This is a genomic window from Avibacterium volantium (genome assembly GCF_049366555.1).
In the GTDB taxonomy this organism is placed as follows: Bacteria; Pseudomonadota; Gammaproteobacteria; order Enterobacterales; family Pasteurellaceae; genus Avibacterium; species Avibacterium volantium_A.
On sequence record NZ_JBMMGT010000002.1, the window covers coordinates 42,139 to 57,794 of the forward strand.

Consider the following 15,656-nt stretch of genomic DNA (forward strand, 5'->3'; position numbering starts at 1 on the left):
TTATTCAGCTTGTGCGTCTGCGGCTGCTTCTGCAACAACTTCTTGGTTTGCATTGTGCTGTTGTTGGTGAGCTTGGTTATTGTGATGAGAAACCGCACGCGCAGGCACAACCGTAGAAATTGCGTGTTTGTAAACCATTTGGTTTACGGTGTTTTTCAATAAGATCACAAATTGATCGAAGGATTCAATTTGTCCTTGTAATTTAATGCCGTTGACTAAATAAATGGATACAGGAATACGCTCGCGGCGTAATGCGTTTAAATAAGGATCTTGTAATGATTGTCCTTTTGCCATTGTTATTTTCCTTCTTATATTAGTTATAGGGTTTTATGGGAACAAAAATCGTCTCCGTGGCTCAATATAGCAATAATCACGCCTGTTGTCATCACTGAGATTTAATTATTTTAACGTTTGCGTCATTTGCTGGAAGGATTTTTCTGGCGCTAAACTATTAAGCCAAGTGATGGGCGATTTCCAACCGCGTAGCCAAGTAATTTGCCGTTTCGCCAACTGCCGTGTCGCACAAATGCCACGAAAAACCATTTCATCGTGATCGTAATTGCCTTGCAAATATTCCCACATTTGACGATAGCCCACACAGCGAATGGACGGCAAGTCCGCGTGCAAATCGCCACGCTGATAGAGTTTTTCCACTTCTTGCTGAAAGCCTTGCGCAATCATTTTATGAAAACGCTGTTCAATGCGTTGGTGCAAAATTTGACGATCCTGCGGGGCAATGGCAAATTGTGTGATCTCATAAGGCAGTGCTTCGCCTTTTTGCTCGGTGAGTTCAGTGAGTTCAGTGAGTGATTTTCCTGTGAGGTAAAACACTTCTAAGGCACGGTTAATCCTTTGGCTATCGTTCGGATTAATGCGTTGTGCAGAAACGGGGTCAATTTTTGCCAGCTCTTGATGCAAGCCATTCCAACCGATTTGTGCGGCTTTTTGCTCAATTTCTTGACGTAAATTTTCATCTGCCGATGGCAGCGGTGAAAGCCCTTCAAGCAAAGCTTTGTAATAAAGCATTGTGCCACCGACCAACAGCGGAATTTTGCCTTGTGCGCTAATCTCTTCCATTTCACGCAGTGCATCTTGACGAAAATTGGCTGCAGAATAGCTTTCACTGGGATCTTTAATATTAATCAAACGGTGTGGGGCAAGTGCCAATTCCTCAGCGTTAGGTTTTGCCGTGCCAATATCCATTCCACGATAAATTAAGGCTGAATCCACGCTGATCACTTCCACAGGGAAATGTTGGCGTAATTTGATTGCTAAGTCTGTTTTGCCCGAGGCTGTTGGCCCCATTAAGAAAATCGCGCGAGGTTTGGCTGACATTATTGTTCCTGCTCTAAATAGATTTGCCAATTAATGGTGATAAATAACTGGGATAAATGAAATTCTGCCTGTTGCTGAGCCAGTTGTTCCGTTTCACTGAGCAAATTCACCGCATCGCTGAAAATCTCAATTTCCGCATAATCCAGTTGCTGACAAAGTGCGGTTAAAAATTGGGTGAAATTATCCACGTTTTGATTGAGCAGATTGCCCACACATTGCTGTAAATTTTGCTGACGCAAACAGCTCGGCACTTTGGTTAAACTGATGCGATGCTGGGCAAGATTTTCATTAAAATCAAAACCTGCTTGCACAAAGAACGCTTTTTGTTGCTGCCAATGGGCTTGTTGTTCCGTGTCTAAGCGAAACATTATGGGGATCAGCAACGCTTGCTGTGGCACATTATTTTGTTGCAGACTTAATTGAATATGCGTTTGTTGTAATTTTTTAATTGGCAACAGATAAAATTGCTGATTTTGTTGTAATAACAAGGCCTTATTTTCCACTAAGGCTAAGGTGCGTAGCATATGGTTAGATTGCGCAAGGGGCATTTCAGGCGCAGATTGAATTTTATTCGGTGCAGCCGTTTGCGTGGTTTGCAGTAATTCGCCTGTTTGTAGCAATTCACCATAGGCTTGGCGTTCCTTTTGGGATACCGCAGGTGTTTTGCTGTAATGCTCAAAGTGCGGTGTAAATTTTGCTGATTTTTCTACCGCACTTTCTTTTGGCGTATTTTTTTCAGCGCCGCTTTTTCCCACCGTGTTTTGCTCATTCCGTTCTGAATAATCAGGCATTGGCTGAAAAATATTGCGTCCTGCTGCTGCACGGTTTACCGAACCCTGATTAGGCTGCCATAAGCCTTGTGGTTCTTGCACTTGGAAAGTATTTTCTTCTCGTTGTGTAGCGGTTTCTGAGGACGACATTTGCTGCATAGCAATCTCATTACGCCCTAATTCAAAGCTCGTTTGTAAGGCATTTTGTACACCCTGATAAATAAAATCGTGTACTAAACGGGCTTGCTGAAAACGCACTTCGTGCTTGGTGGGGTGAACGTTCACGTCCACTTCGTTAGGATTGAGATCAATAAAAAGAATATAAGCTGGGTATTCTTCCGCGCCTAAATAATCGGCATAGGCCTGACGAATGGCGTGGGTGATCACTTTATCGCGCACCATTCGCCCATTCACATAGCAATAAGTGAGATCGTTTTGCGAACGCTTAAAATGCGGTTCAGCCACCCAACCAGAAAGATGTAAATCATCGTGCTTCCAATCAATATGCAGGGCGTGAGAAATAAACTCATCGCCACAAATGGCAGCAATGCGCTTTAATTTTTGCGAAAAATCCACCGCACTTTTGTATTGGCGCACGATTTTGCCATTATGCGTAAGCGTGAAAGCAATATGCGGTTTTGCAAGCGCGATGCGGCGGATCACTTCATCAATATGGGAAAATTCCGTTTTCTCCGTGCGTAAAAATTTGCGTCTGGCTGGAGTGTTAAAAAATAAATTCGCCACTTCAACAGTCGTGCCAACAGGGTGTGAGGCAGGGGTAATGGTGGTTTCCATATCTCGCCCTTGTGCATACACTTGCCACGCTTCGGTTTGATTTTCTGTACGCGAAGTGAGCGTAAGGCGAGAAACCGAGCTAATACTTGCTAGCGCCTCGCCACGAAAGCCTAAACTTAAAATAGCCTCCAAATCTTCAAGGCTAGAAATTTTGCTGGTGGCGTGGCGTGCAAGAGCGAGGGAAAGTTCATCTTTTGGAATACCTGTGCCGTTGTCGCGAATACGGATAAGGCTTGCACCGCCGTTTTCAATATCCACTTGGATTTTATTCGCGCCTGCATCAAGGCTGTTTTCCACTAATTCTTTCACCACAGACGCAGGACGTTCCACCACCTCGCCGGCAGCGATTTGGTTAGCAAGTTGCGGTGGCAGAATTTGAATTGGCATTGGCGTTCCTATATCAACAGCCCTAACGTAGCTGAATTTTTTGTCCTGTTTGTACTTTGCCGTTTTTCAATTTTGGATTGAGTTTTAACAGCGTTGGCACAGGAATGTTATATTCACGCGAAATCGCATACAGGGTTTGATCTTTTTTCACTGTATGGTATTTCGGCGTTGTTTTGTCTTTTCCGTTATTTTCGGTTTTGGTATTTTTGTTTGCAGTTTTATCCGCTTTTTTGTTGTCGGTTTTTAACTTATCTGTCTTTTTATTACCTGCTTTTTTGTTTTCTGTTTTGCTTGTTGCTTTACTATTTTTCGGCTCAGCTTTACTTGTTGCAGCTTTGCTATTTTTGCCGTTGTCAGGAATTTTGATGGTTTCACCAATCCATAATTCACGGCGTTTGAGTTTGTTTAAGGCGATAATATCGCTCATTTTGACATCATATTTAGCCGCTAATCCACCAAGGCTTTCACCATTTTTTACTTTATGGCGAATACCGCTGTCTTTTGGTAGATCTTTGTTTGAATTGGATTTTTCTTGCGAATTTTGCCCCGCACTTTCATTTTTACTATTTACCGCTGGCGTTTTAGCAACATTGATTTCACTTTTCACATTACGGCGGCGGAAATCCACCAAACTTTCATAAATCACCATCGCCAATTTTTTACGATAAGCCTGCGAGTTGAGTTTTTTCTCTTCATCAGGATTGGATAAAAAGCCCGTTTCCACCAAAATAGAGGGAATATCAGGAGAACGTAGCACCCCAAGGCTGGCGTGTTGTGGTGTGCTGCGGCTTAAGGTGGTGATTTTGGCAAAACGGCGTAACACAATCGAGCCTAATTCATAGCCCACTCGCTGGCTGTGCCCAAATTGCAAATCCAACACCGTTTGATCCAAATATTTTTCTCTGTGTGAGGCTAATACCGATCCTGCACCGCCTAATAATTCCGAGCGTTTTTCGTGATCTTCCAACCATTGCCCCATTTCGCTGTTGGCACGGCGATTGGATAACACCCACACGGACGCACCGCGTAAATCAGGGGAAACGGAAGAATCGGCGTGAATGGAAACCAAATAATTCGCCTTATATTTGCGTGCAATCTCTGAGCGTTCAGGCACGGAAATATAATAATCGCCTTTGCGAGTCAGCACGGCACGGAAGTTGGGATCTTTATCCAATAAGGCTTTCAGCTCTTTGGCAATGGAAAGAGTAACGTTTTTTTCATAAATTTTTTGTGTACGGCTGATCGCACCGGGATCTTTTCCGCCGTGGCCTGGGTCAATGGCGATTGTCCAAACATTGGCGAAAGCACTTGAAACGGCGAAAAATCCGTATAAGAAAAAAAGGTAAATAAATCGGTAAGGGTTTCTCATTCTAAAACTTCACAAAAAAATAGCTTAGGTTAAATGGCGTTATTAATTAGTTATGCGATGAGCTGTTGAATAATCTGCTCGCCTTGCTTGCTTTTGGCGTGCAAAGTGAGATTGCGTGCATCATCAACATAATCAATTTGAATGATCAAATCAGGATCAGCAAGTAAACCACGCCCTTTTTCAGACCATTCAATCAGGCAAATACTTTGTGCATTAAAATAATCACGAATGCCCATAAATTCTAATTCTTCGGGATCACTTAAACGATATAAATCAAAATGATAAATGGATTTTCCCGCTAAATGATATTCTTCCACCAAGGTGTAAGTTGGGCTTTTCACCTTGCCTTCATAGCCTAACCCTTGGATCATTCCACGGCTTAGGGTGGTTTTCCCTGCGCCAAGATCACCGTTTAAATAAATCACAATGCCTTTTTCTGTCGCCATTTGGCTAACAATTTGCATTAATTTCGCTCCAAAGCGACACATTGTGATTTCATCAGGAATATATTGATTAAACTGTTCCATATTTTCTCGGCGATTGGCTAATTTCAGATAAAAATAAGTGCGGAATTGTACCGCACTTTTATTGTATTTTGTAGGGGGAATGATGCGAGATTGTATTAATTTGTAATGCCAGCACGCTCCACTTTTTCTTTAATTGCTTCGGCAACAAAGGCATTCAAGCTAAGATCACCCGCCGCTAACACGGCATTACGGTGAAGTTCTTCGCTAATTCTCACATTAAATACGCCTTTGAAAGGTTTGTCAGGCGTTCGCCCAAGTTCTTGGCAATCTTGCAAATACAGATCCACAGAAGTTTGAAATTCTTTCTCTAATTGTGGCAAAGTTTCCGCTTCGTAGGTAACCACATCTCGGATATATGCTAATTTGCCAAATAGCACATTATTTTCTAAATCTGCTTCTATAGTGCCGACATAACCTTTGTATTTGAGTAAGGTCATAATAATCCCGCTCCTTTTAATCCCTCTTTAACCGATTTTAACGCACCACCTTTAATGTAATTTTCAGGGTGCGGTTTATGTAACAAGATTAAGTGATCAAGCTCTGCGTTGTAAAATCTAACGCGAGAGCCAGCCATTTCACGTTTTTCATAGCCTAACCGAGCTAATAAGGTGAGTAAATCTGTCCAAATAAAGGTGTTTTTAGCGTTAGCTAATTTTTCTAATAATTTTTCAGATTTTCCCATTTATCCACCCTTTTGATACTAATTATAGTTACATAAATTTAAAAAAACAGATCTATTTGCTATTTTGTATAATCAACCTCAATTTTCTTTGGATACCCGACCTGCAATGTAAGAGGTTTATCTGTACAAAGTTGATTTTCTCTTGCACAGATGAAAAAACGTGAAGTCATTGCTTTTTCGCCGTTATTGAGAAAAATTTCAGCCACCGAACGATCGAAGAAAATTTCTACTTGGCGTAAATTTTCAATGCGGCAATAACGCTTGTCGCCAAAGGATTCCATTGAATCCGTTTGTTCTGTTTGGCTGCGATCTAGGCAGAGCAACTCGCCGTCATAACTTAGGGTTAAATGCTGATTTTGTGCATTATTAAAGAGTTTCAGGCTGAACGGTTCGGCGTTTGCATCAAATTTAAGATAAGCGCGATCTAAATCAGCAATCACCGCCTCTTTTCCAACCGTAATAGATTGAAGTGCGGTGAGATTTTTATAAATATTTTCAATTGGTTGCTGATAGATTTTGCCGTTTTGTAAGCGTAATTGACGTGGCATTGAAAGCATTGAGTGCCATTTGTAGAGATCCGTAGGGTAGCTTAAATCCGGCAACCCCACCCAGCCTAACAGCATTGTTTGCGTGCCTGAAAAGGTTTGTGGGGCGTAGAAATCAAAGCCTTGATCCAGTTCTGCAATCTGTTCTGCGTGGAATTGGCGATCGGTAAGATTACCCAGTGCATAAACAGCGTGATAATTATTTTGATATTGCTCGCGCTCACGCGCTTTGCCCTGTGGCGACCAAATAAAGAGCGATTTATCGCCCATTTGTGATAAATCAGGGCATTCCCACATAAACACGCCTTGATTATCAAAGGCTGGTAAGGCAAGTTCGCTTAATAAACGAGGCGTGTCTGCCAAATCGTCCATTTCAAAAATTAACGCCGTGCCTCTGAGATCTTCCCGTTGTGCACCGCAGATAAAGCGGATTTTACCGTCTTTGGTGAGAAACGGTTTGGGATCGCGAACGTGTTCGGTGTAGCCTTGGGGCGCTTGTTCGATTAGCGGACGCTTGCTTAACAATTTTCCGTCTTTGCTGAAAATTGCCAGATTTTGATAAGGCACGCGCTGATTATCGCTTGGACGTCTGGTATTGCCTGTGTAGAACACTGCGATGTTGTCATCAATTAACACCGCACCGCCTGAATAGCAGCCGTGGCTTTCATATAATTCACAAGGCACAAGCAAATCTGCTTGGCTAAATTGCTGGAAATCTTGCGTGATAAAATGTGCCCAATGTTTCATTCCGTGTAGGGCATCAAAAGGATACCATTGATAGAACAGATGATAGTTTTCGCCGTCAAAAATCAACCCGTTCGGATCGTTGAGCAAGCCCGTTGGCGGTGCAAGATGATAAACAGGGCGAAAATCCCGATCTTGCGCCACGGTTTGAGCGATTTTTTCTAGCTCCCCTTGCTCTGCAGCGTAAAGGCTTTTGTATTTCCCTTCATTGAAAATGATCATTGGCGTTCTCCTTATTCGCTTAAAAACGCTTGTAATTGTTCGTGGTTCGGTAGGGCAGACATCGCGCCTTTTGCCGTGGTGGCTAATGCACCGCAGGCATTGGCTTGGCGTAAGATTTTCACGAGTGTTTCGTGATTGCTGTGCCAATCAGGATTTTGCGAAAGCCCCGCGAGCAAGCCCCCAACAAAGGCATCACCCGCCCCCGTAGTGTCCACAGGCTGCAACGCTTTGCCTGCCACAATTTCTTTTGTGCCGTTGAAATGGTAAAGCGCCCCTTCTTTGCCTAGGGTCACGATAATCAGCTTTTGCGGATAAAGTGCGGTGATTTTTTCAAAGGCTTTTTCAAGGCTGTCGGTTTGGGTTAGGAAAGTGAGTTCTTCTTCCGAAAATTTCAGCACATCAGCTAAAGCAACCGCTTGCATCACCACTTCACGCATTTCATCAAGGCTTTGCCATAGGGTTTCACGCAAATTGGGATCGAAAGACACATAACCTTTCGCCTGACGAATATTTTTCATCGCGGTGAAGGTTGCCGTGCGGGAAGGATCGTTGATTAATGCAATGGAACAGCAGTGCAACCATTGCCCTTGCAAAAAGGTTGGTAATTCAGAAATTTGCAAAAATTGATCCGCACTTGGATTAACCATAAAGGTAAAGCTGCGTTCTCCTTGATCTAAACCTACCACTACGGTGGAGGTGCGTTGTGCAGGATCTAAGGTCATAAAGGCAGTATCTACTTTTTCTTGTTGTAAGGTTTGTTGCATAAATTCGCCTAAAGGATCTTTGCCCACTTTGCCGATAAAACCGCTTTCACCGCCTAATCGAGCCACGCCCACTGCCACATTGGCAGGTGCACCACCGGCACAGCGTAAATAATGTTGTTCGCCGTCAGGGATTAAATCCACCACGGCATCGCCTAATACCCAAATTTTTTCTGACATAATTCCACCTATTGATAATGTTAAAAATGGCTAATTTTTTTACCGCACTTTTATTTTACGTTTTATTACGTTGCGTTTTTATATGGAAATGTTGCTGATCTTTCAAGGATTTGCAAAATCCATTTAGCTTGCGGGTAAAAAGAAGGCGTATTCTCATACGCCTATCTTTAAAAGGATTATTTCACCGTTACGCGAGCGAATTTGCGTTTGCCTACCTGATAAACGGCGGTGGAGGCGTAAATGATAGCTTTGGCATTTTCCACTTTTTCGCCGTCAATTTTTACCCCGCCTTGATTTACCATACGAATGGCTTCAGAAGTCGAGCTAACAAGCCCCGCTTCTTTTAACAAGTTGGCTAGACCAATTTCGCCCTCAAAGGTAAATTCTGGCATTTCATCAGGGATCGCCCCTTTTTGGAAACGGTTAATGAACGCCTGTTCTGCAGCGTCAGCATCGGCTTCAGAATGGAAACGCGCGGTAATTTCTTTTGCCAATAACACTTTCACATCACGCGGATTGCGACCTTCAGCTACGTCTTGCTTAAATTGTGCAATTTCGCTTAATGGACGGAAAGAAAGCAAATCATACCAATCCCACATTAAATCATCGGAAATTGACATCACTTTACCGAACATTTCATTTGGTGCTTCGTTCACCCCAATGTAGTTGCCGAGAGATTTCGACATTTTTTTCTCGCCGTCTAAGCCCACGAGCAACGGAAGCGTGATTGCCACTTGCGGTTTTTGACCGTCAGATTTTTGCAGTTCACGCCCGATCAGCAAATTGAAGGTTTGGTCTGTGCCGCCTAATTCCACGTCCGCTTTCAAATGCACAGAATCGTAGCCTTGCAGCAACGGATAAATAAATTCGTGAATGGCAATCGGCTGATTATTGGTGAAACGTTTTTTGAAATCATCACGTTCTAACATTCGTGCGACAGTATAATTTGATGCCAAGCGGATCATACCCACCGTGCCTAATTCCCCAAGCCAATCGGAGTTAAACACGATTTCCGTTTTCTCAGGATCTAAAATTTTATAAATTTGCTCTTTATAGGTTTCCGCATTGCGTAACACATCTTCACGAGAAAGCGGTGGACGTGTCGCATTTTTCCCCGATGGATCGCCCACGGTGGCGGTGAAATCCCCAATCAAAAACATAACGTGATGCCCAAAATTTTGGAATTGACGCAATTTATTTAACACCACCGTATGTCCTAAATGAATGTCGGGTGCAGTTGGATCAGCCCCTAATTTAATGCGTAACGGACGGTTTTCTTTGAGTTTTTCGATTAAATCTTGTTCTGAAAAAAGTTGATCTGTGCCGCGTTTAAGCTCAGCAAGCTGCTCGGCAAGCAAAGGTGAAAGATCAGTCATTGAGGTATCCTATATGTGTAAATTATTTTCTTGAATTTCACTATTATAGATAGGAAAAAACAATATTCAAATGAAATCTATGAAATAAAGACGTGTCGTTGAAATCTTTGTAGCAAAAGTATAACCATAGTGTTATTAAAAGAAGATGATGTTACTGTATCGTATTAAAGTATTTTTTTGAATCATTTTTTCAAAAAAAATAATTTTATGTTTTATTTTGTGTGAGCTATTTCACAGTTTTAAAATGAAAAGTGTCATATCATTCTCTACAGGGTTTCACTTAAATATCTTGGAGGAACGATGAGTATTACACGTAGAAAATTTATTCGTAATGTCGCATTAGGTTCTGCTGGTATGGTGGTAATGCCAGAAACTATGGCTAAGGATACCTGTAGTAATGAAGGCGAAAAATTATTAAATGCTAAAAATATTGTCATTATTACCGCTGATCAGCTAGCTAAACGTGCGGTTGGGGGATATGGAAATAAGGTCGTAAAAACGCCGAATATTGATGCGTTAATGGCTCAAGGTGTCAGCTTTGAGAATGCTTATTGTAGTTATCCGCTATGTGCGCCTTCGCGCTCGAGCTTTTGGACAGGATGTTTACCTCATCATACGGGAGTTGTTGCCAATGATAATGCGGATATTCCTGAAACATTGGCAACCGTGGGATCCATTTTTAGTGAGGCGGGCTATGAATGCTACCATTTTGGAAAACGCCATGATCACGGTGCGTTGAGAGGTTTTATTAGTGCGGAACAAATTGAAAAAGATTTTCCCGCTGAACCCGCTTTTCCTGTGAATTATGACACTAAAGAAGATGTATATTGCTTAGAGGAAAGCTTAAAATTTATTAATCGATTGAATCAACGAAAAGAGAAAAAACCATTTTTATTAGCGGTTGAATTCAATAATCCGCATAATATTAACGGCTGGGTAGGCAAATTTGCAGGAGAACACGGCGATATTGAAGGGATCGGCGAATTGCCTGAGCTTTTAGATAATTTTGATACAAAATCAGATTTAATTAATCGACCAAAAGCTGTTCAATATGCTTGCTGTACTCATACAAGAGTAAAACAGGCAGGCAAATGGAATGAAAAGAATTTTCAACAATATCTTAAAGCTTATTATTACTATACAGAACTTGCGGATAATTATATTGGGCAAGTCATTAATGCATTGAAAGAAAACGGGCTTTATGATGATACGCTCATTGTCTTTTTCTCTGATCACGGCGACGCAATGGGGGCGCATCGGCTTGTTACAAAAATGAATTGGTTTTATGAAGAAGCGATGAATGTACCTTTTACCTTCCTCGGGCCAGATATTCAAAAAAATCAGCATAAAAAAGAGCTGGTATCCTTATGTGATTTATTGCCAACACTTTGTGATTATGTAGGGTTAACTGTTCCTAATCCGATTTATGGGCGTTCCTTGTTGCCGTTACTACAAAATAAACCGACCGAAGAGTGGCGAGAATATGTTGTTGCCCATTGGAATACGGATCGAAATCTTGATCTTCAACCAGCACGAATGTTAAGAACAAATGAGTTTAAATATGTGCTTTATAAAGAGGACGAGGAAGAAGAACTCTATGATATGGTCAATGATCGTGGTGAAACACGTAATTTAGCAAATGATCCAAATTATCGAGAGATTAAGCGGGAATTACGTGCGAAATTAGACAAACATATCCAAAATAATTCTGATCCTTTTTATTCTCAAGATGTGTTAATTGATCCTCAACGTTGGCGTAGCCATCCATTGGGGTACGAACATCATACAGGGGAAACAAGTACCGAAATTTATTTACGGGAAATTCGCCCATTACTAACGAAGAAAGATTGGGAGAAAGCACATAAGGTAACGCTTGAATTACAGAAACAATTACGTTTGAGTAAAAGTGTACTTGTGGTGGATAAGTAATATCACAATGCTGTATAGCTAAGTGTTATTTTGACATTCCACAGTTATACAAAAAAGGCTAAAAAAACACCGCACTTTTTAAAAGTGCGGTATTAATTGAAAGATTTTTTAACTGGCTTAATTGAAAGTTTTCAGGCTATCGACAGTATTATCACAACCAGAGGTTGTGCAATAAAACAAGTCATTATGCAGTACGACAGGCGTATTGAAATTAGCATTTAAAGCTTTAACATCAAGTATATCAATTATTACAGGTGTTACGCCTATTTTTATGAGGGAGTACAATGCCAATTAACCATCTCGGTCAGCCTATCGGTGAACTTATTGCAGATTTTACAGTGGGAGAGTTGCCGAATATTCAAACGTTAGAAGGGCAATATTGCCGTTTGGAACGGCTTTGTGTATCTCGTCATTTTAGCGATATTTATGATTTTTTTGGGCCAAATAGCCCTGAAAGCCAATGGACTTATTTGTCTATTGATGCGCAACCTAACGAACAAGCCGCACGGCAACTTTTGCAACAATGGGCAAGCATTTCAGATCCCTATTATTTGGCGATTATTGATAAAGCTACACAAAAAGCCGTTGGACTATTTTCTTTAATGCGAATAGAGCCGAAAAATCGTACTATCGAAATGGGCTGGGTGATTTATTCAGAAAGCCTTAAACATTCCCGTGTTGCAACCGAAGCCCAATTTTTAGCAATGCAATATGTGTTTGAAACCTTGTATTACCGCCGTTATGAATGGAAATGCGATAGTCTAAATCAGCCATCTTTCAATGCGGCGAAGCGCCTTGGCTTTCAATTTGAGGGGATTTTTAGGCGTGCGCTGGTGTATAAAGGGCGTAACCGTGATACGGCGTGGTTTTCAATGTTGCAAGAAGAATGGCAGGCAATGAAACCCAAATTCCAACGCTGGCTTTCAGCTGATAATTTTGATGCTGAGGGCAAGCAATTACGCGCATTAAATGAATGCTAAAAATTTGCCAAATTTTGACCGCACTTTGTTATTTCTTATTGGTAAAGCCTATTGAATTTAGAGAGATGACCCTATTTTTACCTATTGTTTTTGCTTATGATGAGCGTTTGATTACACAAAATTTATCATAAACTTTATGTAAACTTAGGAGTAAAAAATGGAAAAACCTGCAATTGTTTTAGTACACGGTTTTTGGGGCGGTGCAAGCCATTGGAATAACGTGATTAACGCATTGAAAGCACAGGGGTATTTTGATGTGTATGCGGTAGAAAATCCGCTCACTTCATTAGCTGATGATGCAGCGCGTACACGCAAAATGGTGGCGCAAATTCAGAAGCCTGTGGTGCTGGTAGGGCATTCTTATGGGGGTAAAGTGATTACAGAAATGGGCGATTTACCCAATGTGAAAGCTTTAGTTTATATCGCCGCCTTTGCCCCTGAAGTGGGTGAAAGTGCGGGCGGAATTAGTCAACAAAATCCACCTGAAGCATTTTCTGCCATTATTGGCGATAGTGATGGTTATTTATGGATTGACCGCAGTCGTTATCAGCAAAGTTTTTGTCAAGATGTGAGCGAGGACGAAGCGTACCCAATGGCGATTACACAAAAAGCCCCATTAGCTTCCACTTTTGCGGATACCGTCAGCCAAGCCGCTTGGAAGGTGAAACCAAGTTTTTATCAAATTTCTACTCAAGATAGAATGATCTCTCCTGCTAACCAAAAAATGATGGCGGAACGCATTTCTCCACGTAAAATCATCAGCCTTGATGCAAGCCACGCTTCGCTAATGTCGCAAGCCGAAGCGGTAACGCAACTGATTTTAGATGCCGCGACAATGGCATAAAATCAAGGAAAAATCCCCGCACTTCTCAATTTCACACACAAAAAAAGTGCCTCTTTCTGTGGGGGGAGAGGCACTAAAGTGTTGGAGTGATTATCTATTATTGTTTGAATGGTTAGATGATAATAGTTCTCAAATACAAAGTCAATAGATAAATGAAAATAATTCTCAATATTTTTTATTCGATGTAAGGCACGCAATGGGTCAAAGAAAGTGCGGTAGGAATTTGACCCGAAAATTCAAATTCGCCTGCATAGGCATACACCTCAACCCCTTCTTTTATCGCTTGGCTGAGCAATTTGGCGTACTCAGGATCGATGTATTCTGCCACTTTGAAATGATCAAAACCGTTGTGCAAGCCCGCGAAAAAAATCACTGCACGATGCCCGAGCTTTTTCATCGCCATTAATTCACGCAAATGTTTTTGCCCTCGTGTGGTTACGGCATCGGGGAACATTCCAAGATTGCCTTTTACCAGCGTTACGGATTTCACTTCCACATAACAATCGGGTAACCCTTCGCCCTTGAGCAGAAAATCAATGCGACTGTTTTCCTCACCATATTTCATTTCAGGCAGGATTTCGCTGTACTCCGCCAATTCCTTAATTTGCTTATTTTGTAAGGCTTCAAAGGTAAGCTGATTGGAACGGTGGGTGTTAATGCACACCATTTGCCCATTTTTGAGCTGGGTGAGTTCCCACGAATGGGGGTATTTGCGGGTTTTGCTATCGGAGGTGGAATACCAAATGGTATCGCCTTTCTCGCCACAGCTTGTCATCGCCCCTGTGTTGGCACAGTGAATCGTCAGCACCTCGCTATTTGCCAGTTCCACATCAGCCAAAAAGCGTTTATAACGGCGAATGAGTGTCGCGGATTGTAATGAAGGTAATTGCATTTTTGTTCCTAATTGATTTAAAAGCCTGAAGTGTATCATTTTGCAGTTGGGGGAAAAAGAAAAAGTGCGGTGCTTTTGAGGCGTAAATTTTATATCTATTATGTATGCTTTATTTGCCATAACTAAAATTAAAGGTAAATATCGCAGCAATCAGATTGAGTGCAATAGATGAAAGTAATACAGGGAAATAACCGTATTGACCGGCAAAAGACATCGCCATCGTTGCATAAATAAATCCCATAATGACGATAATACTGAGTTGTAATGAAAAGAACGTGGCTTTAGCTTGCATTGGGGCGGCTTTATCCATAATAACCGTACTTATTGAAGCTAATAAGGCAGGCTGGATAAGAGAATATAAGCCGATCACGCCATAAGCTGTTAATATTTCTATTTTTTGTTGCGTAAGCATCAGTAAGCAGAGTAATGGCAACGTTTGTAATATTAACAAATATTGTAGTGTTTTAATCCGCCCAAAACGTTTGATTAAAGGAATGATTAGTAAGGCTGAAAATACGCCTATGATTGAGCCATAAATTTTTGTAGCTATACTTATATTCGCGATAGACCACCCGGCATCAACTAACATTGGGTTAATGAGCGTATATGCTGAGCTGAATCCGCTTGGTAAGATAAGCAGAAGGAAAAACCACATTTTATTAGCCTTCATAAAAACAGTCATTTGTGCAATCAGAGGGTATTTTTTGCGACTTTCTTTGTACGCCACTTTTTCTGCTTCGGGTTCGTAATAAAAAATAAGTTGAACGACTGAGATTGCAGTCAGTGCGGATAATACGAATAGCGAACCTTGCCATTGGAGCGTATTGTAGAATATTAATATTATGCCTCCGCCAATAATATTTCCAAATAAATTACTGGCGTATTGTAGTGCATTTGCTTTTTGGCGATCGGATTCTATAAAAATTTTACAGGCTAACCCATCAATGGCAACATCTTGGATACAGGTCATCACACTGTACAAAAGAAATAGCACTAATACGATAGAAAAATGCTGAGTAATCTCAAAAAAACTAGAAATGGCTAATAAAATTGTCATACAACTTTGTGCGATGATTAGCCAGCCACGGTACATTCCTTGGAAGAACGTGCGTATATGATCAACCACTAAGGCAAAAAATAATTTTCCTGCAATCGGAAGTGCTATCAAGTTAAGCAGCGCGAGTTTATCCAACGAGAATCCTGAAACTCGGAGAACAACAACCGAGGCAGTTAATGCAAAGGAAATGCCAATGTATTGGGTCATATACAAGGAAATCAGCATTGACCAAGTCAACGTATTGTGCTTATTTGTCATCAT

General features: G+C 41.4%; 16 protein-coding genes. 4 read left to right on the top strand and 12 right to left on the bottom strand.

The annotated features are described in order from the left end of the window. The 10 genes from hfq to tyrS form a co-directional block, all read right to left on the bottom strand. The gene (gene hfq, locus ACLS0A_RS00725) at nt 1-294 is read right to left on the bottom strand and encodes an RNA chaperone Hfq (RefSeq protein WP_103853217.1); all 294 of its coding nucleotides are present in this window, start codon (nt 292-294) and stop codon (nt 1-3) included. A gap of 105 nt (nt 295-399) precedes the next feature. Then, nucleotides 400-1,335 carry a tRNA (adenosine(37)-N6)-dimethylallyltransferase MiaA gene (miaA, locus tag ACLS0A_RS00730; RefSeq protein ID WP_416082017.1) on the bottom strand — a complete coding sequence of 312 codons (936 nt, stop codon included), beginning with the start codon at nt 1,333-1,335 and terminating at the stop codon, nt 400-402. Beyond that, a complete protein-coding gene (gene mutL, locus ACLS0A_RS00735) occupies nt 1,335-3,287 on the bottom strand; it encodes a DNA mismatch repair endonuclease MutL (RefSeq protein WP_416082018.1) in 1,953 nt (650 codons plus the stop codon). The genes miaA and mutL overlap by 1 nt, the downstream gene beginning before the upstream one ends. A 22-nt stretch (nt 3,288-3,309) precedes the next feature. After that, complete coding sequence (locus ACLS0A_RS00740; RefSeq protein WP_416082019.1) at nt 3,310-4,656, bottom strand: N-acetylmuramoyl-L-alanine amidase; 1,347 nt, start codon at nt 4,654-4,656, stop codon at nt 3,310-3,312. A 50-nt stretch (nt 4,657-4,706) separates the two neighbouring features. Continuing rightward, nucleotides 4,707-5,183 carry a tRNA (adenosine(37)-N6)-threonylcarbamoyltransferase complex ATPase subunit type 1 TsaE gene (gene tsaE / locus ACLS0A_RS00745; RefSeq protein ID WP_126373021.1) on the bottom strand — a complete coding sequence of 159 codons (477 nt, stop codon included), beginning with the start codon at nt 5,181-5,183 and terminating at the stop codon, nt 4,707-4,709. 95 nt (nt 5,184-5,278) lie between these two features. After that, complete coding sequence (locus tag ACLS0A_RS00750) at nt 5,279-5,620, bottom strand: type II toxin-antitoxin system HicB family antitoxin (RefSeq protein ID WP_103853212.1); 342 nt, start codon at nt 5,618-5,620, stop codon at nt 5,279-5,281. After that, the gene (locus ACLS0A_RS00755; RefSeq protein ID WP_035687070.1) at nt 5,617-5,865 is read right to left on the bottom strand and encodes a type II toxin-antitoxin system HicA family toxin; all 249 of its coding nucleotides are present in this window, start codon (nt 5,863-5,865) and stop codon (nt 5,617-5,619) included. The genes ACLS0A_RS00750 and ACLS0A_RS00755 overlap by 4 nt, the downstream gene beginning before the upstream one ends. A gap of 59 nt (nt 5,866-5,924) precedes the next feature. Further along, a complete protein-coding gene (locus tag ACLS0A_RS00760; protein WP_416082020.1) occupies nt 5,925-7,376 on the bottom strand; it encodes a glycoside hydrolase family 32 protein in 1,452 nt (483 codons plus the stop codon). 11 nt (nt 7,377-7,387) lie between these two features. Further along, a complete protein-coding gene (locus ACLS0A_RS00765) occupies nt 7,388-8,317 on the bottom strand; it encodes an aminoimidazole riboside kinase (protein ID WP_416082021.1) in 930 nt (309 codons plus the stop codon). A 176-nt stretch (nt 8,318-8,493) separates the two neighbouring features. Next, nucleotides 8,494-9,693 carry a tyrosine--tRNA ligase gene (tyrS, locus tag ACLS0A_RS00770; protein WP_416082022.1) on the bottom strand — a complete coding sequence of 400 codons (1,200 nt, stop codon included), beginning with the start codon at nt 9,691-9,693 and terminating at the stop codon, nt 8,494-8,496. A 300-nt stretch (nt 9,694-9,993) separates the two neighbouring features. Between tyrS and ACLS0A_RS00775 the strand changes: the two genes are divergently transcribed. From ACLS0A_RS00775 to ACLS0A_RS00790, 4 genes are all read left to right on the top strand, one after another. Next, nucleotides 9,994-11,622: a sulfatase family protein gene (locus ACLS0A_RS00775; protein WP_103853207.1), complete on the top strand. Its 1,629-nt coding sequence runs from the start codon at nt 9,994-9,996 to the stop codon at nt 11,620-11,622. Nucleotides 11,623-11,906: 284 nt separating this feature from the next. Next, nucleotides 11,907-12,602 (top strand): GNAT family N-acetyltransferase, encoded by a 696-nt coding sequence (locus tag ACLS0A_RS00780; protein ID WP_416082023.1) that lies wholly within the window; start codon nt 11,907-11,909, stop codon nt 12,600-12,602. Next, nucleotides 12,596-12,733 carry a hypothetical protein gene (locus ACLS0A_RS00785; protein WP_416082024.1) on the top strand — a complete coding sequence of 46 codons (138 nt, stop codon included), beginning with the start codon at nt 12,596-12,598 and terminating at the stop codon, nt 12,731-12,733. The genes ACLS0A_RS00780 and ACLS0A_RS00785 overlap by 7 nt, the downstream gene beginning before the upstream one ends. 26 nt (nt 12,734-12,759) lie before the next feature. Beyond that, nucleotides 12,760-13,446, top strand: coding sequence for an alpha/beta hydrolase (locus ACLS0A_RS00790; protein ID WP_416082025.1), 687 nt, complete (start codon nt 12,760-12,762; stop codon nt 13,444-13,446). A 175-nt stretch (nt 13,447-13,621) separates the two neighbouring features. Here ACLS0A_RS00790 and sfsA read toward each other — a convergent pair whose 3' ends face one another. Further along, nucleotides 13,622-14,338 (bottom strand): DNA/RNA nuclease SfsA, encoded by a 717-nt coding sequence (gene sfsA / locus ACLS0A_RS00795; RefSeq protein WP_416082026.1) that lies wholly within the window; start codon nt 14,336-14,338, stop codon nt 13,622-13,624. 109 nt (nt 14,339-14,447) lie between these two features. Beyond that, nucleotides 14,448-15,656: an MFS transporter gene (locus ACLS0A_RS00800; protein WP_416082027.1), complete on the bottom strand. Its 1,209-nt coding sequence runs from the start codon at nt 15,654-15,656 to the stop codon at nt 14,448-14,450.